The sequence below is a fragment of the Rhizobium sp. ZPR4 genome (assembly GCF_040215725.1).
Taxonomy (GTDB): domain Bacteria; phylum Pseudomonadota; class Alphaproteobacteria; order Rhizobiales; family Rhizobiaceae; genus Rhizobium; species Rhizobium rhizogenes_D.
In genome coordinates, this window is the sequence record NZ_CP157968.1 from 593,134 (window position 1) to 612,370 (window position 19,237).

Sequence of the window (19,237 nt, forward strand, 5' to 3'; positions counted from 1 at the left end):
ATATATATGATTTATTTTTGGGTCATCTCCGGCATTTTCGCCAATATCCTTACGATTTTTCCGTATCTAGTATTTTAAGCGAAGCCTCAATTGCTGTGGCGGCATAAATAATCATACATAAATATTGACTGGTATGATGTTTTTTCATATTCAAGGTCTCGGGTCCATTGGGCTGCAAATGTGGCTTAATTGTTATACAAATAATTGACTCATATTACAATATAACTTAGGGAAGTCGAGCGGTTCCCGGGAGATGAATGGGAACGCGCCAACAAAGGGAGAGAGATCATGCGCTTTTTCAAAGCGGCAATCCTTGCAGGCACCTTTGCCGTTCTGGCGGCCGGCTCCGCTTTCGCGGAGGACGTCAAGATCGGCTTCATCGTCAAGCAGCCCGAAGAGCCCTGGTTCCAGGACGAATGGAAATTCGCCGATCAGGCCGCCAAGGAGAAGGGCTTCACGCTGGTGAAGATCGGCGCCGAGGATGGCGAGAAGGTGCAGTCGGCGATCGATAATCTCGGTGCACAGGGCGCGCAGGGCTTCATCATCTGCACGCCGGATGTGAAGCTCGGCCCAGGCATCGTCGCCAAGGCCGCAGCCAACCAGCTGAAACTGATGACTGTCGATGATCGCCTGGTCAATGCCGAGGGCAAGCCGCTCGAAGACGTGCCGCATATGGGCATTTCCGCCACCAAGATCGGCGAGACCGTCGGCCAGGCGATCGTCGATGAAATCAAGAAGCGCGGCTGGGACATGAAGAATGTCGGCGCGATCCGCGTTTCCTACGATCAGCTGCCGACCGCCGTCGACCGCGTCGAAGGCGCAATCTCGGTTCTGAAGACGGCTGGTTTCCCGGCTGCGAACATTTTTGACGCGCCGCAGGCAAAGACCGATACGGAAGCTGCGCTCAATGCCGCGACCACGGTTCTCAACAAGCATGCCGATATCAAGTATTGGGTCGCTTTCGGCCTTAACGATGAAGCTGTGCTTGGCGCTGTCCGCGCCTCGGAATCGGTCGGCATTCCCGCAGCGAACATGATCGGCGTCGGTATCGGCGGCGCGGATTCGGCGATCAACGAGTTCAAGAAGCCCGCGGCAACCGGCTTCTTCGGTACGGTCATCATCTCGCCGAAGCGCCACGGCTACGAGACGGCCATCAACATGTATGACTGGATTGCCAACAGCAAGGAGCCGCCGAAGCTGACACTCACCTCCGGCTCCCTCGCACTGCGCGGCGACTACGAGAAGGTTCGCAAGGATCTCGGCATCGAATGATCGTCCTGCCAGGATGATGTCCGTCCGGTGGCTTGTTGCCGCCGGACCTTCTCTCGATGGAGCAAGTATGGCTTTCCTTGAATTCAAGGGCATTTCCAAGGGCTATCCTGGCGTCCAGGCGCTGTCCGATGTCTCTTTCGATGTCGAAAGAGGCGCCGTGCATGGGCTGATGGGCGAAAACGGCGCCGGCAAGTCGACGCTGATTAGGGTTCTCTCGGGCGATCAGGCAGCTGATACTGGCAGCATCGTCATCGATGGTGTGGAGCAGCATTACAGCTCGGTCCGTGATGCCTTTCATGCGGGCGTCATCGTCATCCATCAGGAGCTGCAGCTGGTGCCGGAACTGACCGTCGCCGAAAACCTCTGGCTCGGCCGTTTTCCCGGCAAGGCCGGTGTGATTGACGGCAGGACATTGATCGAAACCGTTCGCACCAGGCTCACGGAAATCGGCATTGATGTCGATCCGGCAGCCAAGGTTTCCTCGTTGTCGATCGGCGCCCGCCAGATGGTGGAGATCGCCAAGGCCGTCATGGTCGATGCGCGGGTGATCGCACTCGACGAGCCGACCTCGTCGCTATCGTCACGCGAGAGCGAAATCCTGTTTTCCCTGATCGACCGGCTGAGAGCCAATGGCACGGTCATCCTCTATGTCTCGCATCGCCTTGATGAGATCTTCCGGCTCTGCGACAGTCTCACCGTGCTGCGCGACGGCAAGCTCGCCGCGCATCATCCAAAGGTCGCCGATACGACGCGCGAGCAGGTCATTTCGCAGATGGTCGGCCGCGAGATCAGCAATATCTGGGGCTGGCGCGAACGTCCGCTTGGCGAGGTGCGTCTCGAAGCCAAGGGGCTCTCGGGATCGAAGCTGCGCAATCCCGTCAGCTTCTCGGTCTGCAGGGGTGAAATTCTCGGCTTTTTCGGTCTTATCGGTGCCGGCCGAAGCGAGATGGCTCGCCTTCTCTATGGTGCCGATCATCGCCATCAGGGCAGCGTCTTGATTGACGGCATCGCCGTTTCGCCGAACAATCCGAAGGCGGCCATCAGCGCCGGCATGGTTCTGTGCCCGGAAGATCGCAAGTTCGACGGCATTGTTCAGGGGCGATCGATTGAGGAAAACATTGCCATCTCCTCGCGGCGGCATTTCTCGCCCTTCGGCATCCTCAATCCGAAGAAGGAAGCCTCGGTCGCCGATCAGTTCATCGCCAAGCTCAGGGTCCGCACGCCCTCGCGCAAGCAGGATATCGTCAATCTCTCGGGCGGCAACCAGCAAAAGGTCATTCTCGGCCGCTGGCTTTCGGAGCAGGGTGTCAAGGTTCTCGTCATCGACGAGCCGACGCGCGGCATCGATGTCGGCGCCAAGTCGGAAATCTATGAAATCCTCTATGAGCTGGCGGCCGGCGGCATGGCGATCGTCGTCATCTCCAGCGAGCTCCCCGAGGTCATGGGCATTTCCGATCGCATCATGGTCATGTGCCAGGGCCGCGTCGCCGCCGATGTTGTGCGTGCCGATTTCGACGAGCGGGCCATTCTGACCGCGGCCCTGCCCGACAAGAATGCCGCCGGCACAATCTAGTTCAGGAATGGTAGTGATGAATTCGTTGAAAAAAATCCTTCTCGGCGAACAGGGTCTGGTGGTGATCTTCGCGATCGCCTTCGTGATCGTCTCGCTTTTCGTTCCGAGTTTCCTGACCGAGCGCAACATGCTCGGCCTGCTGCAGTCGGTGGTGACGATCGGCATCGTCGCCTGCACCATGATGTTCTGCCTTGCCTCGCGCGACTTCGACCTGTCGGTCGGCTCGACCGTCGCCTTTTCGGGCATGATCGCCGTCATGGTGTCGAACTCCACCGGCTCCATTCCGCTCGGCCTGCTCGCGGCGCTGATCTGCGGCAGCGTCGTCGGCGTCGTCAATGGCGTCGTCATTGCCAAGTTCCGCATCAACGCGCTGATCACCACGCTTGCCACGATGCAGATCGTACGCGGCCTCGCCTTGATCGCGTCCGACGGCCGCGCCGTCGGCATCAACGATCCGGCCTTCTATCAGCTGGCGCTGTCGCGCTTCCTGACGGTGCCGACGCCGATCTGGATCATGGTGGCGCTGTTCATCATATTCGGCTTCACGCTCAATCGCACCGTTTTCGGCAAGAACACGCTGGCAATCGGCGGCAATCCCGAGGCCTCGCGTCTCGCCGGCGTCAACGTCGTCAATATGCGGATCTGGATCTTCGCCCTGCAGGGCCTGGTCTGCGCCATCGCCGGCATACTGCTCGCCTCGCGCATCACCTCGGGCCAGCCGAATGCGGCAACGGGCCTCGAGCTCTCGGTCATCTCGGCCTGCGTTCTCGGCGGCGTCTCTCTCGCCGGCGGCCGTGCGGCAATGACCGGCGTGATCGTGGGTGTCCTCATCATGGGTATTGCCGAGAATGTGATGAACCTGCTCAACATCCAGGCCTTCTATCAATATCTCGTGCGTGGCTGCATTCTGCTGATTGCTGTTCTGTTGGACAATCTGCGATCGTCGGCAGCAGGGCGCGGCAGCCGCATGTGACCAGACTTGCTTGGAGAAGTTTGGGGAGAAGTTTGCCGGACTTGCAGTTGCGGATTGATGCCGGGGCATGGTGCCGCTCATGATCGCTGCCGGGCAGCGGAAGGGAGTGCAAGTGATGAGTACGCGTTTGGGATCTTTACGGGCTCATGGCGGGGCCGCGCCCGAACAGGGCAGGCGCACCGTGCGCGAGGAGTTGTTGAAGAAACTCATCGGCCAGATCGTCTCGGGCGCTCTCGCCGAGGGCTCGATCCTTCCGAATGAAGCCGAGCTCTCAGAGGTCTATGGCGTCAGCCGCACCAGCCTGCGCGAGGCCATGCAATATCTGTCGGCGCTGGGGATGGTTCGCTCGCGCACCCGCGCCGGCACCACGGTCCTGCCGCGGGAAAACTGGAACTATCTGGACCCGCTGGTTCTCGACGCGACGCTTGCCCTCAGCAACGACCGAAGTTTCTACGATTCTCTGCTCGATGCGCGGCAAGTGCTGGAACCCGCCGCCGCGGCGCAGGCAGCCGCCAACGCCACGGCCAAGCAGCTCGCACAGATCGCCGAGGCTTTTGAGGACATGGTCGCTGCCAACGCGCGGGACAACGAGGCATGGAGCCAGGCGGATCTGGAGTTTCACACGGCCATCATCAATGCCAGCGGCAACTGGGTCTTCCGCCAGTTCGCCACGGCGATCCGCGCCGCTTTGCTCGCGAGTTTTCGCCTGACAAACCGCGCCAGCCAGTCGCATGACTACGCGATCGCCCGTCATCAGGATGTCCTGGATGCGATCCGAATGCGCCGACCCGATGCCGCACGTTTTGCCATGGAGCAGCTGATCGGAACGGCCAGAATGGAGCTTAGTGACGCCCTGCGCGTCGCCAAACTGGATGAGCCGGAATAATCGATTTCCTGCGCGCAAGAAAATGGCGCGAGGCCCATGTCGCCGTCTGCCAGAATGTTTTCAGCATGTGTTTAGCGAATTCGAGAGCTGGCCAGAGAATCCCGGCTCCTTGCGCCTGCCGGCAGGCAGGGCATAAATGCGAAGACCGCAACATGGCTCGAGCCGATCGATGACAATAAAGTCCCCGCTTTCCTGTGCCTTTTGCGTCGTCGTTGTTCTGGCGGAGAGCATGAAGCCTGCATTGGCGTCGCCGGCAGCAACCGCGCCTCAACTTCCGACCATGCAGCAGCTGCAATCTGCTCTCGACGAGGTAAAGCCCGGACTTGCGCGAATCCGCGAGTTTTTCGGCTGCATCCCTGCCTTCGGAAGACCGATGACCATTCGCCTTTGTGCGCTGAAGGCGGAAGGAACCGATTTCGTTCAAACCATTCCATTTCGGCTTGCCGACCAACGCTGGCAGGTCGTTCTGGATCGAACGGGAAGACCTCCAGAAACTGATGGGGCTTGCGCGCCTCTTGATGTAGTCCAGGCTGAGCTGCGCAAGCTGCGTGGGGATGGCAAGCTGCATGTTACCGGCGAGGTTGACGATGGCGCGGGAACCTTTACCAGCGAGCGCGGGTTATTGCGGGATCATAAGGGACCTTATCGATTGATGTGTCGCTACGATGTCGTCACGGGTTTAGGCAAGAAGGCTTTGCTGATCGCCTATGTCTGGCATGACGGAGCGCACTATATCGTCGATCGGGATATCGAGGCATGGCCGGATGATTGAGCATGCGCGGCACCATTGCAGCTGCGAAGCCCGGCATTGCATATGGAGGAGATTTCGGAATGACCGATGATGAAAAGGCAATCCGGAAAGTCGTGGAAACCTGGACTGCCGCAAGCAGGCAAGGCGATACGGCCACGGTCCTCGGGTTGATGACGGACGATGTTATCTTCATGGTTCCTGGCCAGGAGCCCTTTGGTAAAGAGGCATTTGCTGCGGCGTCGAAAGGCATGGAGGGTATGACGATGGAGGGTGCGAGCGAGATCGTCGAACTGCAGGTGCTCGGCGACTGGGCCTATATCCGCAACCATATCGACATGACAGTGACACCGCCTGATGGCGACGCCGTTCATCGGTCGGGCTATACGCTCACGCTTCTGCGCAAGGAGGCTGACGGTTGGTGGCGTCTTGCTCGCGATGCGAATCTTCTGACGGTTAGCCGCTGATCTATCGCCCTCTTCGTATCTTAGGTCAGGCGGCGTCGAGTGCCGCAGCCAGATCGGCAATCAGATCGTCGGGATGCTCGATCCCGATCGACAGGCGGATCGTCGATTCCAGCACGCCGATGCGGTGGCGTACATCCACGGGAACGCCGGAATGTGTGGTTGTGGCAGGATGGGAAGCCAGCGATTCCGTGCCGCCGAGGCTGACAGCAAGCTTGAATATCTGCAGCGCATTCAGGAATTTGAATGATGCCGGCTGACCGCCCTTGATATCGAAGGAGAAGGTGGAGCCTGCACCGCTGCACTGGGCGGCGAAGATGCGACCAGTCGCCGAAGATGGATCGGTATAGGGCAGATAATGGATCTGCTCGACCTTCGGGTGATCCCGCAGGAAATCGGCGACCGCCCGGGCATTGCTGTTTGCCCGCTCCATGCGGATCTGCAGCGTTTCCAGCGAGCGGCCGAGCATCCAGCAGGAATGCGGGTCGAGCTGCGTGCCGATCGCGCCGCGCAGTGCCTTCACCTGCTTGATGACAGCCTTGGAGCCAAGGGCGGCACCGGCGATCAGATCGGAATGGCCGCCGACATATTTGGTCAGCGAGTAGAGGGAGATATCGGCCCCGTGCTCGAGCGGCCGCTGGAAGACAGGGCCGAGCAGCGTATTGTCGCAGGCGACGATCGGTGTGTGCCCCTGCTTTTTGCCGATCGCATCGGCAACGCGGCGGATCATCGCGATATCGACGAGGCTGTTCGTCGGATTGGCAGGCGTTTCCACGAGAATGACGGAGACGCGCCCTTTGGCCATGGCGTCCTCCGCACTCGCCATCACCGAACTTTCGCTGACGCCATCGGCGAAGCCGACGGCAGCCACTCCGAGATTGAGGAATGTCTTGGCGACCAGTGTTTCCGTGCCGCCGTAAAGCGGCTGCGAATGCAGGATCGCATCGCCAGGTCGTGCGAAGGTGAGAAGGGTCGTCGCGATTGCCGACATGCCGGAGGAAAACAGCGCGCCGCTTTCCGCTTTTTCATAGACGGCGAGACGATCCTCGACGATTTCGCTGTTGGGATGGTTGAAGCGCGAGTAGACGAGCCCGACGCCCGTGCCCGCCGGCGGCTCGGTGCGGCCGGAGATGTAATTGAAGAAATCGCGACCGTCTTCGGCCGATTTGAAGACGAAGGTGGAGGTCAGGAAAACAGGTGGCTTGACCGCGCCCTCGGAGAGCTCAGGGTCGTAGCCGTAATTCAGCATCTGGGTTTCGGGATGGAGGGGGTGGTTGCCGATATGCGTTTTGGACGGATGCGGCGCAGTCATGACGGTCTCCTCAGCCGATGACACGAATTTTAGATTCGCATCATATCATCAGTTGCGGTGCCGCTTGCTATAGTCTTTGGCGGATGACGGGCTCGCTGAGGCGAGCCCGTCTAGTCGATATCGTCAGTAGATTTCCGGCACGTACATTTCCGGCGGCACCGGTGTGCGATGATAGTCGGCGTTGCGCATGCGCTCCGGCAGGATGATTTCCGGCTTCGGAACTGCCTCGTAAGGGATCTGCGTCAGCAGATGCGCGATGCAGTTGAGACGTGCCCTCTTCTTGTCGACGGCATGGACGACCCACCACGGCGCTTCCGGAATATGGGTGCGCTCAAGCATCTCTTCCTTGGCCTTGGTGTATTCTTCCCAATGCACGCGGCTCTGCAGATCCATCGGCGAAAGCTTCCACTGCTTCAGCGGGTCCTGAATGCGCATGTTGAAACGGAATTCCTGTTCCTCGTCGGTGATCGAGAACCAGTATTTGAGGAGAATGATGCCGGAGCGAACCAGCATCCGCTCGAAATCCGGCACCGAGCGGAAGAACTCTTCCAGCTCTTCCGACGAGCAGAAACCCATGACGCGCTCGACACCAGCGCGGTTATACCAGCTGCGGTCGAACAGCACCATTTCGCCTGCCGTCGGCAGATGGGCGGCATAGCGCTGAAAATACCACTGGTGCTTCTCGCGCTCGGTCGGTGCCGGCAGCGCGACGACGCGGCAGATGCGCGGATTGAGACGCTGGGTGACGCGCTTGATGGCGCCGCCCTTGCCGGCGGAATCGCGGCCTTCGAACAGCACGACGACCTTGAGTTTCTTGTATTGCACCCAGTCCTGCAGGCGCACCAGCTCATGCTGAAGGCGGAAGAGTTCGCGGAAATAAACGCGGCGATCAAGTGTCGCCTCGCCTTCGCTGATCAGGCCTTCGGCAACCAGCTCGTCGAGACGGTCCTCTTCGAGCTGCATCTCCAGCTCTTCGTCGAAGCTGTCGACGATTTCATCCTTGATGCGGCTGAGCGGGTCCTGGTTTTCTTCGGTCATTGCGCGCCTCCTGCTCTGTTTTCATGTTGATGCTGCAGCCCTTGGGGCCGCGAGAGCCGGCGCGCTGCTCAGGCATGTGCCGGCTGTGTTTCGGCATTACTCGGCGGTCCAGCCGCCGTCGACGGAAAGCGTCGTGCCGGTAATCTGCTTGGCGGCGTCGCCGCAGAGGAAGACGGCAATCGCGGCCACTTCGTCGACGGTCACGAATTCCTTCGTCGGCTGCGCGGCCAAAAGCACGTCATGCTTGACCTGCTCTTCCGTCATGTTACGTGCCTTCATGGTCTCGGGGATCTGCTTTTCGACGAGCGGCGTCCAGACATAGCCGGGAGCGATGGAGTTGACCGTCACGCCGTTCTGAGCAGCTTCGAGAGCGATCGTCTTGGTGAGGCCGGTAATGCCGTGCTTGGCCGAAACATAGGCCGACTTGAAGGGCGAGGCGACGAGCGCATGCGCCGAGGACGTGTTGATGATGCGGCCCCACTTGCGCGCCTTCATGCCCGGAATGGCGGCCTTGATCGCGTAGAAGGCGGCAAGCAGGTTGATGCGGATGATCGCTTCCCATTTGTCGTCGGGAAACTCCTCGATCGGGGCGACGAACTGGATGCCGGCATTGTTGACAAGAATATCGAGACTGCCGAAGGCTTCCTCGGCTTCGCGCACCATTGATGTCACTTCCTCGCCATTCATCATGTTGGCACCGGAGTAGCGGCACTTCACGCCGAAATCGGCTTCGATGCCAGCGCGTTCCTTCTCGATTGCATCGGCATCGCCGAGGCCGTTGATCGTCACATTCGCGCCTTCGGCGGCAAAGGCGCGGGCAATCGCAAGCCCGATACCGCTCGTCGAACCGGTGACCAGCGCATTCTTCGAAGTCAACGAACCCATGATGCAACTCCTGCAATGTCTATGACATGGTTGGGTAAATGGAAAATGCCAAGATGAGCGCACACTGCCAGCCTCGTATGTCGCTTTGATAACAGTGCAATTTTGCTCCGTGCCGCGAGCCATCGACACCTGACACTTCTCTGTCATGCAACCGTGCAAGTTTTCGCTCCGGTGCCCGGCGATTTCCTCCAACGACGGAATATACGATGAAGGTCGAAGACATTCTCAAGCATGCCTATGCGATGCCGCTGACCAACCCTTCCTACCCTCCGGGACCCTATCGGTTCTTCGATCGTGAATACATCATTATCACCTACCGCACCTCGCGTGAGGCTCTTGAGGCCGTCGTACCCGCGCCGCTCGAAATCGACGAGCCGCTGGTGAAATACGAATTCATCCGCATGCCCGATTCCACCGGCTTTGGCGATTATACAGAGACCGGGCAGGTCATCCCGGTCACATATCGCGGGCAGAAGGGCGGCTATGTTCACTCCATGTATCTCGACGACGATGCGCCGATCACCGGCGGCCGTGAGATCTGGGGTTTTCCGAAGAAGCTTGCCAGCCCGAAGATTGTCAACGAGGGCGAAGTCATCGTCGGCACGCTGCATTACGGCAGTGTTCTCTGCGCCACCGGAACGATGGGCTACAAGCACAAGCCGGTCGACCAGGGACCGCTTCTGTCCGCTCTCTCGGAGCCTAATTTCCTGATCAAGATCGTGCCGCATGTCGACGCCACCCCGCGCATCTGCGAGCTGGTGCGCTATTACCTGACCGATATCACCATCAAGGAAGCCTGGACTTCGCCGGCTGCTCTCGATCTTCGGCCGCATGTCATGGCCGACGTCGCACGGCTGCCCGTGCTGGAAGTGGTTTCCGCGGTTCATTTCACCGCCGATCTGACGCTCGGTCTCGGCGAAGTCGTTCACGACTATCTCGCAGAGCGCAGATAACCAAACCTCATTGCTATTTCATGCTGGAGACGGATCGTGCTTGAACGAAATACTAAGGCCGCAGCCCCGACTATTCCGGAAATTGCCATGCAATATGATCGCGTCGCTCTGGTATTCCAGGGTGGCGGCGCGCTAGGTGCTTATCAGGCTGGCGTCTACCAGGCGCTTGCCGAAGCGGGATGCGAGCCGACCTGGCTTTCGGGGGTCTCGATCGGCGCGGTCAATGCCGCGATCATCGCCGGTAACGAGCCGGGCCGGCGTCTGCAGCGTCTGGAGCAGTTCTGGCAGATCATCTCCGGCCGCAAGATCTGGGCCTATACGCCGGAAGGCGATTTCTTCCGCGATATCCGCAATCGCACCAGCTCGTGGATGACGATGACGATGGGCCAGCCCGGCTTCTTCAAGCCACGTTTCCCCAATCCCTGGCTGGAGCTGCCGGGTGCGGAAGGCGCGACCAGCTTCTACGATTCCTCGGAGTTGAAGAAGACGCTGGAGATGCTGATCGACTTCGACGTGCTCAACGACGGCAAGAAGCGTTTCAGCGTCGGTGCCGTGAATGTGCGCACCGGCAACTTCGTCTATTTCGACACCGACAATATCCGCATCGGCCCCGAGCACATCATGGCGAGCGGTGCCCTGCCGCCCGCCCTGCCGTCCATCCGCATCGAAGGCGAATATTATTGGGACGGCGGCATCGTCTCCAATACGCCGCTTCAATACCTGCTCGATCAGGAGGAGGATCGCAGCTCGCTGGTGTTCCAGGTGGACTTGTTCAGCGCCCGCGGCGTCCTGCCGCGCAGCATGCCCGATGTGCTGTCGCGCCACAAGGACATCATGTATTCGAGCCGTACGCGGCAGAACACCGACAATTTCAAGCGCATCCACGGGCTGAAGATGAAGCTCCTGAGTGCGCTGAAGCGCGTTCCGAAGGATCAGCTGACCCCGGAAGAGGAAGAGCTGATCGCCGATTATTCCGATGCCGGCGTCGTCAACATCGTGCATCTGATCTATCAGCACAAGAATTACGAAGGCCATGCCAAGGACTATGAGTTCTCCGGCACCTCGATGCGCGAGCATTGGGACATGGGACTGGAAGATACCAAGCGCACGCTGCGCCACACTGAATGGCTGCTGCCACCCTTCAGTGATGATGCTGTCGCCATTCATGACCTGCATCGTGAAGATCCTGCTTGAGCCGAGAGGGTGCCTGTCGGCCTGACTTTAATAATAATCGGGCCGGAGCGAGCTGTGCTTAGCTCCGGCCGATTTCACGATCCCTCCGCAAAACCTCCATTTTCTTGCGTGGCAAGCGTCAGTTCTGCTTGAGCCGGTGCCGATGCGCCGCCTGCTTGGCGCGATTGCCGCACATCGCCATGCTGCACCAGCGTCTGCGGTGGCCGCGCGTGTGGTCGACGAAAAGCAGGGTGCATGCGTGGCCTTCGCAGGCTTTCACATCAGAGAAATCCTCCGTGCAGACAAAACGCCCCAGCGCTTCGCCGATCGGCAATAGCAGTGATTCCGGCGAACGCCATTTCCGCATCGGCTGAAAGCCGAGCCCTTCTTCTTCGTCGGATTGCCTTGCGACAATGCGATTAAAGCCCTCGTCGCGTTCCAGCAGGCGATTTAGTGGCTCCAGATCGTTCAAGGCATCCGATGTCAGCGGCTTTCCCTTGCGGGAATTTACGAAGGCCCTGAACCATTCGCGCAGGCTTCTTGCCTGATCGGCAACCTTGTCGAGTTCGCCGGGCAGCGCCCGTTCGCGCATGGCAGCGAGCGTCTCACGGGGCACCAGGCCAGCCTGTTCCAGCCAGCGAAGCAAGCCCTCCCCATCGTCAATCCAGTCGATCGGCACATCCACAGGCGTTGCGACCGAATTGAGGAAATCCAGCCCCAGCGTATCGCCAACGAAGATGGCGGGCGAGTGGTTGTCCATGGACTACTTCCTTTCCGGCCGCCGACGAGGATGTTGAACGGCCATTCGAAAACATGATCGAGATATAACCTATCAAAGACCTCTTGACAAGTTACGCTCATCAGGAGTAACCCTACTAGCGCAATTTGACAGGTTACTAACGCCAAGCCACATGGAGAAAGCTGATGCTGTCGCAAAATGTAGATGTTGTTCTTGTCCATGGCGCCTGGGCGGATGGGTCGGGCTGGGCAAAGGTGATCGCGCCGTTGGCGGCCGCCGGCTTTTCGGTAACCGCCGCGCCGCTGCCGTTGACGTCATTTGCTGATGATGTCGCCGCCCTAGAACGTGCGTTGGAACGGACGATGGGACCGGTGATCCTGGTTGGCCACGCCTATGCCGGCGCAGTGATTGCCGCGGTTTCCAGCGAAAAGGTCAAGGCTCTGGTCTATGTAGCAGCGCTCGCACCGGATGAAGGTGAGACGGTTGCCGATGTCTTCTATCGCGGCGAGCCTCACCCGCAGGCGCCAAAATTGGCGCCTGACAGCCACGGGCTGATCTATCTTCCGCAGGACGCGTTCGCCACCGCCTTTGCCCAGAACGCGAAGGCCGACGAACTGGCAGTTCTGGCGGCCTCGCAGCGGCCGATCTCGCCGGCATGTATCACCGTCCCTGTCGGGCGTCCGCTCTGGAAGGATCGTCCCACCTGGTTCTTGATCGCCGAGGAAGACCGGATGATCCGGGTCGAAAACCAGCGGTTCATGGCGGCACGCATGAAGGCACAGCAGCGCTCCATCCCGGTCGATCATATGCCGATGATTACGGCTCCGGCCGCCATCGTCGACGTCGTCCGGGATGCTGCCGCTACCATCTGAGTTTCGGATTTGTAACTCAATAAACTCAATTATGAAGGTTATGAAAGGGCTTTATCATGACTGATATCAGCTATCGCACCGTCAATGTCGAAGGCGTCAAGGTCTTCTATCGTGAGGCAGGCTCTCCAGGGGCGGACAAGCTACTGTTGCTGCACGGCTTTCCGACTTCCAGCCACATGTTCCGCGATCTCATCCCGCTGCTTGCCGATCGCTATCACATCATCGCACCGGATCTTCCGGGCTTCGGCCAATCCGATGCGCCGAAGGGCAGCAACACATTCGACAGCATCGCCGCGACGATCGATCGTTTCACTGAAGTCGTCGGCTTCGACCGCTATGCGGTCTATGTCTTCGACTATGGTGCGCCGACCGGTTTTCGGCTGGCGGTAAAGCATCCGGAGCGGATCACGGCGATCATCTCTCAAAACGGCAATGCCTATGAAGAGGGCTTGAGCGAGGGTTGGAACCCGATCGAGGCCTATTGGCGTGAGGCTTCCGAGGAAAATCGCAATGCGCTGAAGGCATTTCTGCAGCCGGATGCGACGGCGTGGCAGTACACGCACGGCGTGCCCGACCCGTCGAGGGTCTCGCCAGACGGCTACTCGCTTGATAGTCTCTATCTGGCCCGCCCTGGTGCGGAAAAGGTTCAGCTCGACCTCTTCGGCGACTATAAGAGCAACGTCGCCCTTTATCCGACATTCCAGAATTACTTCCGCACCCATAAGCCGCGTCTCTTGGCCGTCTGGGGCAAGCACGATCCCTTCTTCTTGCCGCCCGGCGCCGAGGCCTATCATCGCGACATTCCCGAGGCGGTCGTCAAGTTCCTTGATACGGGTCATTTCGCTCTCGAAACCCACGCAGCGGAGATCGCAGCTGAAATCCGCACTTTCCTCGGTTGATATCGGACCCTGCCGCGCCGGTGATTGCCGGCGCGGCATGGGCAATATCTTACGAAAACAGGAGAAACATCATGTCCGACAGAGTCGCTGTTATTACCGGCGCCAGCCAGGGTATCGGCCGGTCGACGGCCCTTCGCCTTGCTCAGGACTTTGGCGCATTGGTCCTCGTTGCCCGCAACCGGGCCAAGCTGGAAGAGACGGCCAAGGCGGCCGAGGAGGCGGGCAGCAAAGTGCTTGTGATCGATGCCGATCTTGGCGAACCAGCGGCGGCTCAGCGCGTTGTCGATGAAGCCTTATCCACTTTCGGCCGGATCGACGCGCTTCTGAATATCGCGGGCGCCGTGCCGCAGATCGATCTTTTCGACATGACGGATCAGCAATGGGATGATGGCCTGGCGCTGAAACTGCATGGTGCGCGCAGGCTGACCATTGCCGCCTGGCCGGCATTGAAGAAGAGCCGAGGGTCGGTCGTGCTGATGTCGGGCAATTCGGCAATTTTTCCCAAAGCGCCCTATGCGGCCGTTGGGACTATAAACGCTGCAATCATAGCGTTGGCAAAGGCCTTTTCCGATCGCGGTATCGCCGATGGCGTTCAGGTCAACAGCGTCTTGCCCGGCCCGGTCATGACCGGGCGGCGGCAGTCCTATCTCGAACATTGGGCGCCGCTGCATGGCATGACTGTCGAAGAAGCAACCGCCAAGTTCCCGCAGGAAGCCGGGATCGCGCGCTATGGCGAACCCGAGGAGATCGCAGAGCTGATGGCCTTCCTGGTCTCGCCAGGAACGCACTGGATGACCGGTTCGGCCCTGCGCATGGATGGCGGCGAGGTGAAATCGATCTGACCCGCGCTTGTGGGCGCGAGGTCAGCGCGCCTTGTAGCTGACAGAGATCTTGGCGCTGGTGAGCGCGGTCTGTGCCAGCTGCGCGCTATTGAAGTCGAGCGCACCGATTTTCAATGGCTGGTCGAAGGCAAGATCGAGCATGAAGAAGCCTGTGGGGTGCGGCAGATCCTGCACGAAGCGGAGCAGGGCTTTCTTCGAGTCCGCATCGATCCGGCTGTCGGGGAGTGCCTGCAGCGCTGTCACCGTCGTATCACGCAATTGGTTGATGCCTTGGGCGGGATCGTCCGAACCTGTCATCTGCTGGAGAAAAGCAGCCAGCGATGGCACCGCCATGCCTTCGAACAGCCCCATATTATCGAGCCGGAAGCGCAGATGGGTGAGGCCGACCGATCCATCTCGCGTCAGAGCCGGCATGCCTGCATTCTTGGGCAGGCTCAGTTCGGCCGAGAGCGAGGCCTTGCCGAGGCGCAGATTGGTGAGCTGCAGCTCCTGGATATCGAGATAACCGTCCTTCGGATCGAAACGGAAAGCGCCTGATATGTCCATGGGCCATTGCTGGACCGTCGTGATGTAATTGGCCATGGCGTTGTCGAGCATCGGCGTGAAGCGTACGCCTTCAACCGAGAATCGTCCCCAGGTGGGCAGGTGATCTGGTTTGCTTGCCATGGTCTTCAGGAAGTCGGCCAGCCCGTCTCCCTTGAACTCGCCGCGTTCGAAGGTCCATCCGATTCTGCTGCCGGATTTGAACAGCCCGTTCGTAACCGCGCAGCCATCGTGCAGATCGGAAATGGCGAAGCCGTCCGCATGCTGGATGATACCACTGCTTTCGATGAGGTCCGTACAGGGCGTCCCGGCGGCAACGGCAGAAGGAGGAGCAAAGGAGACGAGCAGCGGGAGCAGGAGGGAGAGGCGCATTTTTCAGGTCTACCTGTTTGAGTCGATCGGCAAATACGAGCCGCGACATGTTTGCGGCTATGCCACCCATGTCAAGGCATGGCGCCTCGATAAGTGCCTCGCGCGCATGTCTTTCAAGGAGGATATAGTCTTGCTAGGTCGAGCCGCGCTTATTGCCATCGGCACGGATCAGATCGGCGGCCTTCTCGGCAAGACAATAGGTGGCCGCGACCGTGTTGGCCGAGACGATGCTCGGCATGATTGAGGCGTCGACGACGCGCAGACCCTCGACGCCATGCACGCGCATGGTTAAGGGATCGACGACCGCTCTATCGCCGCGCCCCATGGCGCAGGTGCCGACGGGATGGAACAGCGTGCCGACCCGCTCGCGGATAAAGGCGTCGAGTGCGCCGTCGCTTTCGATGTCCGGACCCGGATCGAGCTCGGCATCGAGATGCGGTGCAAAGGGAGCCTGCGCGGTAATCTTTCGTGCGAGCCGGATGCCCTTGCGCAGCACATCCATCGTGCTGTCGCCGCGAAAGAAGTTATAGAGGATTGCGGGCTTTTCGTCGGGATAGGCGCTCTTCAAGGCGACGCGACCGATGCTCCCAGGTCGAAGCTGGCAGACATGCATGAGGAAACCATGGCCGGTGAAACCCGATGCCGACTGTGTATTGGCTCGGCCGGTGCAGAAGAAGAGCTGGATATCAGGCCGTTCGCTTTCAGGATCTGTCGAGATAAACCCGCCGCCTTCGCCCGTCGTTGAGGAAAACAGCCCCCGCTTGTTGAAGATCCAGTTGAGTATGTGACCGACATTGCGCGGCAAGGCACGCCACGAGACGCCATAGGGTGCAATGGATTTCGCCCGATATTCGATCGTGACGTCGAGATGATCCTGCAGATTTTCTCCGACCCCGGGCAGGTCCGCGACAACTGGAATGCCGCGGCGGGCAAGCTCCTTGGCACTGCCGATGCCCGATAGCATCAGCAGATGCGGCGACGCGAAGGAACCGGCCGAGAGGATGACTTCGCGGGCGTCGAGCGTTCCATGCTGGCCCTGCCGCCGGAAGGCGATGCCGGTCGCTTTTCGGCCCTCGAAAAGGACGCGCGTTACCTCGGTTTCGCTCATCACGCTCAGGTTCGGCCGATGCCGTATAGGATCGAGATAGGCGCCTTCCGCGGTGACGCGCTCGCCGTTTTTCTGCGTAAATGTGTAGAGACCGACGCCATTCTGACGAGCGCCATTGAAATCGGCATTCAAGGAATGACCAGCCTGCTGCGCGGCCCCCAGGAACACTTCAGCCATCGGATTGACGCTTCGGAGCGGCGCGATGTTCAGCGGTCCGTCCGCGCCGTGGTAGGCGAGGTCGATCTGCTTTTCGAGCGGCATGTCGCCGAAGCGAATGTGCTTGGCGGAGCCCGGTTCAGCGAGGATTTCGAAACGCTCCAGCTTGCGAAAATAGGGCAGCAGGTCGTCGTAACCCCAGCCGGGATTGCCGAGGTCGCGCCAATGGTCGAAATCCTCACGCTGGCCGCGGATAAAGATCTGGCCGTTGACATTCGTCGAGCCGCCCGTGCCCTTGCCGCGCGGCAGGGCGATCGAGCGACCCTGCAGGCCGGGTTCGGGTTCGGTCTCGAACCAGGACATGAATTTCGGGCCGCCCAGAAAGGCGAGTGCCGGGGCCATGAAGGTGACCATGGCGAGCGGAATGCGCACGATCGCCTTGCGCGCATTGCGATCCATGCCCGCTTCGACGAGGCAGACGCGAGTTGCGGGATCCTCGCTCAGGCGATTGGCGAGCACACAGCCCGCAGCACCGCCACCGACGATGATGTAGTCGAAATCAGGCAAGGCTCAGATATCCTGAATCTGCGGCAGGATCACGAGATCGCGAATGGTGACGTTGGCGGGCCGCGTCAGCATGAAGAGCACCGCATCGGCCACGTCCTCCGACCTCAAACCCTCCCGCGCAGCAACCTTGGCATTGATGGCGGCAGGGTCGGTATAGCCCCAGAGTTCGTTGAGCACGACGCCGGGTGCGACGGAGCCGACGCGGATATTGTGCTTCATCGTCTGCCGCCGCAGCCCGTGCGCGAAAGCCTGAATCGCGTGCTTTGATGCCGAATAGATCGGCTCCCAATGAATGGCCTGATGCCCGGCGACGGATGACGTCACGACGATCTGCCCGCCACCATTTGCAATCATATCGGGCAGCACGGCGCGCGCCAGCCGGAAGACGGAATTGACGTTGATCGAAATGAGTTGATCCCAGGCGTCCGGATCGCCTTCTGCGACGTCACCAGGGATGTAAAGGCCGGCATTGGGCAGGAGAATGTCGATCTGGCCGAAACGCTTGATCGCTGCATCGACCACCTTCTTGACGGCAGCCGGTTCGGTGAGATCCGCTGGCAGCACCAGCGCGTCGCCGCCAACCTTTGCGGCCACCGCTTCCAGCCGTTCGGCGGAGCGGCCGACAAGTGCGAGTTTCACTCCCTCTTCGCTGAGCGCCAATGCGGTTGCTCGCCCGATACCGGAGCTTGCGCCTGTGACCAGCGCGACCTTGCCTTCAAGCTTCTGTCCCAAGATGTCCTCCCCATTGGTGGAGTCTTGGAAATTCTCCGCCAATGGGGAGCCTAGGTAGGCGACCTCTACCCGTCAATAAAAAATCTTTTCTCACGTAAATTTTTGCCATCGAAACATCGATGCAGTGGTCGCGGCAGGCGGGACCCGTGGATGGGGCTTGTCAGGCCGAGAGCTTGAACGCGCCGGTTTTCGCCTGTTCGGTATAGGGCAGAATGCGGCGCAGAACCTCCTGAGCAAACGTCTGAGCGTTCTGCTGCGCCTTGTCGAGATTGCTCACCGTTTCTGGATCGATCGAATAAAGGGTCTGGCCGTAGCCGAAGACTTCGCGATAGGCGGCGCGCTCGATGATGGGTGTGGACAGCACATGGACGCGGCGGCTCGACAGCAGCTCTTTTACAGAGTGCAGTGCGCGCGTGGTGACCATCGGGTTGACGCGTGTCAAAACCACCGAATGCGGGATGCGGATATCGGCCCGATCCTCCAGATACTGCAGAAGCTCGATGACGTTGGTGGCGCCCTCCGCATCCATGGCCGAACCTTGCACGGGAATGAGCACATAATTCGAATAGCCGAGTGCCTGTGCAAGAAGCGGACTGCGGGCGCCGGGCAGGTCTATGAGCAGGAAATCGACCTCGTCGCGAAGCTTGCGCGCATGCTGGCCGAGATTGGCCGCCGTCACGTAGGGAATGACGGAAAGCGAAGAAGGTGCTCTTTCGCCCAGCCGCTCATGCCATTTGGATATCCACAATTGCGGGTCGGCATCGAGGATGGCTACCGAAAAGCCCATCCGTGCGAGTTCACAAGCGACGATGACGACGGCAGTGGTCTTGCCAGCGCCGCCCTTGGTGTTGGCAAAGGTCAAAACGGCCATGGGAGCTTCCTGGGCTGATCGGATGGACAACGCAATGGGGCAGGCGGGCAGCTGTCATGGCTTGGGCAAATCGTTACCCATCTATGGTTAACAAACCCTTTTGGATGAGGCCCAATCCGTCAACTCCTTCTACCGGATCAAGCGGCTGTAAGCGCTTCGAGGTGTCGCTTCGTCCGTATTTTTCCGGTTAGGCGATTTGCCATATTCTGTCGTCGATCAGTGGGAGCTGCCGCGCCATATAGCTTGGCTATGGAAGAAG

The 19,237-nt window shown here is 59.8% G+C and carries 19 protein-coding genes; 11 read left to right on the forward strand and 8 right to left on the reverse strand.

Features of this window, described 5'->3' with window-relative positions:
• Positions 1–288: 288 nt before the first annotated feature.
• The 6 genes from ABOK31_RS22290 (at position 289) to ABOK31_RS22315 (ending at position 5,919) form a co-directional block, all read left to right on the forward strand.
• Entirely contained in the window at positions 289–1,272 is a 984-nt protein-coding gene (locus ABOK31_RS22290; RefSeq protein WP_174181668.1) for an arabinose ABC transporter substrate-binding protein, read from the forward strand.
• Positions 1,273–1,339: 67 nt separating this feature from the next.
• Positions 1,340–2,845 (forward strand): L-arabinose ABC transporter ATP-binding protein AraG, encoded by a 1,506-nt coding sequence (gene araG, locus ABOK31_RS22295; protein WP_349960884.1) that lies wholly within the window; start codon positions 1,340–1,342, stop codon positions 2,843–2,845.
• A 16-nt stretch (positions 2,846–2,861) separates the two neighbouring features.
• The gene (gene araH / locus ABOK31_RS22300) at positions 2,862–3,818 is read left to right on the forward strand and encodes an L-arabinose ABC transporter permease AraH (protein WP_174181670.1); all 957 of its coding nucleotides are present in this window, start codon (positions 2,862–2,864) and stop codon (positions 3,816–3,818) included.
• A 115-nt stretch (positions 3,819–3,933) separates the two neighbouring features.
• Positions 3,934–4,704, forward strand: coding sequence for a FadR/GntR family transcriptional regulator (locus ABOK31_RS22305; RefSeq protein WP_349960887.1), 771 nt, complete (start codon positions 3,934–3,936; stop codon positions 4,702–4,704).
• 169 nt (positions 4,705–4,873) lie between these two features.
• Positions 4,874–5,476 (forward strand): hypothetical protein, encoded by a 603-nt coding sequence (locus tag ABOK31_RS22310; RefSeq protein WP_349960888.1) that lies wholly within the window; start codon positions 4,874–4,876, stop codon positions 5,474–5,476.
• A gap of 59 nt (positions 5,477–5,535) precedes the next feature.
• Positions 5,536–5,919 (forward strand): SgcJ/EcaC family oxidoreductase, encoded by a 384-nt coding sequence (locus tag ABOK31_RS22315; RefSeq protein WP_174181673.1) that lies wholly within the window; start codon positions 5,536–5,538, stop codon positions 5,917–5,919.
• Between the two features lie 25 nt (positions 5,920–5,944).
• Here the strand turns inward: ABOK31_RS22315 and ABOK31_RS22320 are convergent, their stop codons facing one another.
• The 3 genes from ABOK31_RS22320 to ABOK31_RS22330 all read right to left on the reverse strand — a co-directional run bounded on the left by ABOK31_RS22320 (position 5,945) and on the right by ABOK31_RS22330 (position 9,151).
• Positions 5,945–7,228 carry a cystathionine gamma-synthase family protein gene (locus ABOK31_RS22320; RefSeq protein WP_349960892.1) on the reverse strand — a complete coding sequence of 428 codons (1,284 nt, stop codon included), beginning with the start codon at positions 7,226–7,228 and terminating at the stop codon, positions 5,945–5,947.
• A gap of 123 nt (positions 7,229–7,351) precedes the next feature.
• Positions 7,352–8,266, reverse strand: coding sequence for a polyphosphate kinase 2 (gene ppk2 / locus ABOK31_RS22325; protein WP_092707273.1), 915 nt, complete (start codon positions 8,264–8,266; stop codon positions 7,352–7,354).
• A 96-nt stretch (positions 8,267–8,362) separates the two neighbouring features.
• A complete protein-coding gene (locus ABOK31_RS22330) occupies positions 8,363–9,151 on the reverse strand; it encodes a 3-hydroxybutyrate dehydrogenase (RefSeq protein ID WP_174181675.1) in 789 nt (262 codons plus the stop codon).
• A gap of 206 nt (positions 9,152–9,357) precedes the next feature.
• Here ABOK31_RS22330 and ABOK31_RS22335 point away from each other — a divergent pair, with 206 nt between their 5' ends.
• Both ABOK31_RS22335 and ABOK31_RS22340 read left to right on the forward strand, forming a co-directional pair.
• Positions 9,358–10,104 carry an acetoacetate decarboxylase gene (locus tag ABOK31_RS22335; RefSeq protein WP_075852790.1) on the forward strand — a complete coding sequence of 249 codons (747 nt, stop codon included), beginning with the start codon at positions 9,358–9,360 and terminating at the stop codon, positions 10,102–10,104.
• A 36-nt stretch (positions 10,105–10,140) separates the two neighbouring features.
• Complete coding sequence (locus ABOK31_RS22340) at positions 10,141–11,298, forward strand: patatin-like phospholipase family protein (protein WP_349960895.1); 1,158 nt, start codon at positions 10,141–10,143, stop codon at positions 11,296–11,298.
• A gap of 118 nt (positions 11,299–11,416) precedes the next feature.
• Here ABOK31_RS22340 and ABOK31_RS22345 read toward each other — a convergent pair whose 3' ends face one another.
• On the reverse strand, positions 11,417–12,037 hold the full coding sequence (locus ABOK31_RS22345) for an ABATE domain-containing protein (RefSeq protein ID WP_349960897.1): 621 nt from the start codon (positions 12,035–12,037) through the stop codon (positions 11,417–11,419).
• 164 nt (positions 12,038–12,201) lie between these two features.
• On the opposite strand from ABOK31_RS22345, the gene ABOK31_RS22350 reads away from it, so the two are divergent.
• From ABOK31_RS22350 to ABOK31_RS22360, 3 genes are all read left to right on the forward strand, one after another.
• On the forward strand, positions 12,202–12,888 hold the full coding sequence (locus tag ABOK31_RS22350) for an alpha/beta hydrolase (RefSeq protein ID WP_349960899.1): 687 nt from the start codon (positions 12,202–12,204) through the stop codon (positions 12,886–12,888).
• Between the two features lie 56 nt (positions 12,889–12,944).
• Positions 12,945–13,787, forward strand: coding sequence for an alpha/beta hydrolase (locus ABOK31_RS22355; protein WP_349960901.1), 843 nt, complete (start codon positions 12,945–12,947; stop codon positions 13,785–13,787).
• A 71-nt stretch (positions 13,788–13,858) separates the two neighbouring features.
• On the forward strand, positions 13,859–14,629 hold the full coding sequence (locus ABOK31_RS22360) for an SDR family oxidoreductase (protein ID WP_349960903.1): 771 nt from the start codon (positions 13,859–13,861) through the stop codon (positions 14,627–14,629).
• A 21-nt stretch (positions 14,630–14,650) separates the two neighbouring features.
• Here ABOK31_RS22360 and ABOK31_RS22365 read toward each other — a convergent pair whose 3' ends face one another.
• The 4 genes from ABOK31_RS22365 to ABOK31_RS22380 form a co-directional block, all read right to left on the reverse strand.
• Positions 14,651–15,544, reverse strand: coding sequence for a hypothetical protein (locus ABOK31_RS22365; protein ID WP_349960905.1), 894 nt, complete (start codon positions 15,542–15,544; stop codon positions 14,651–14,653).
• 133 nt (positions 15,545–15,677) lie between these two features.
• Entirely contained in the window at positions 15,678–17,375 is a 1,698-nt protein-coding gene (locus ABOK31_RS22370; protein ID WP_349960907.1) for a GMC family oxidoreductase N-terminal domain-containing protein, read from the reverse strand.
• Between the two features lie 3 nt (positions 17,376–17,378).
• Positions 17,379–18,107 (reverse strand): SDR family oxidoreductase, encoded by a 729-nt coding sequence (locus tag ABOK31_RS22375; RefSeq protein ID WP_349960909.1) that lies wholly within the window; start codon positions 18,105–18,107, stop codon positions 17,379–17,381.
• 160 nt (positions 18,108–18,267) lie between these two features.
• Complete coding sequence (locus ABOK31_RS22380) at positions 18,268–18,978, reverse strand: ParA family protein (RefSeq protein ID WP_349960910.1); 711 nt, start codon at positions 18,976–18,978, stop codon at positions 18,268–18,270.
• Positions 18,979–19,237 lie beyond the last annotated feature (259 nt).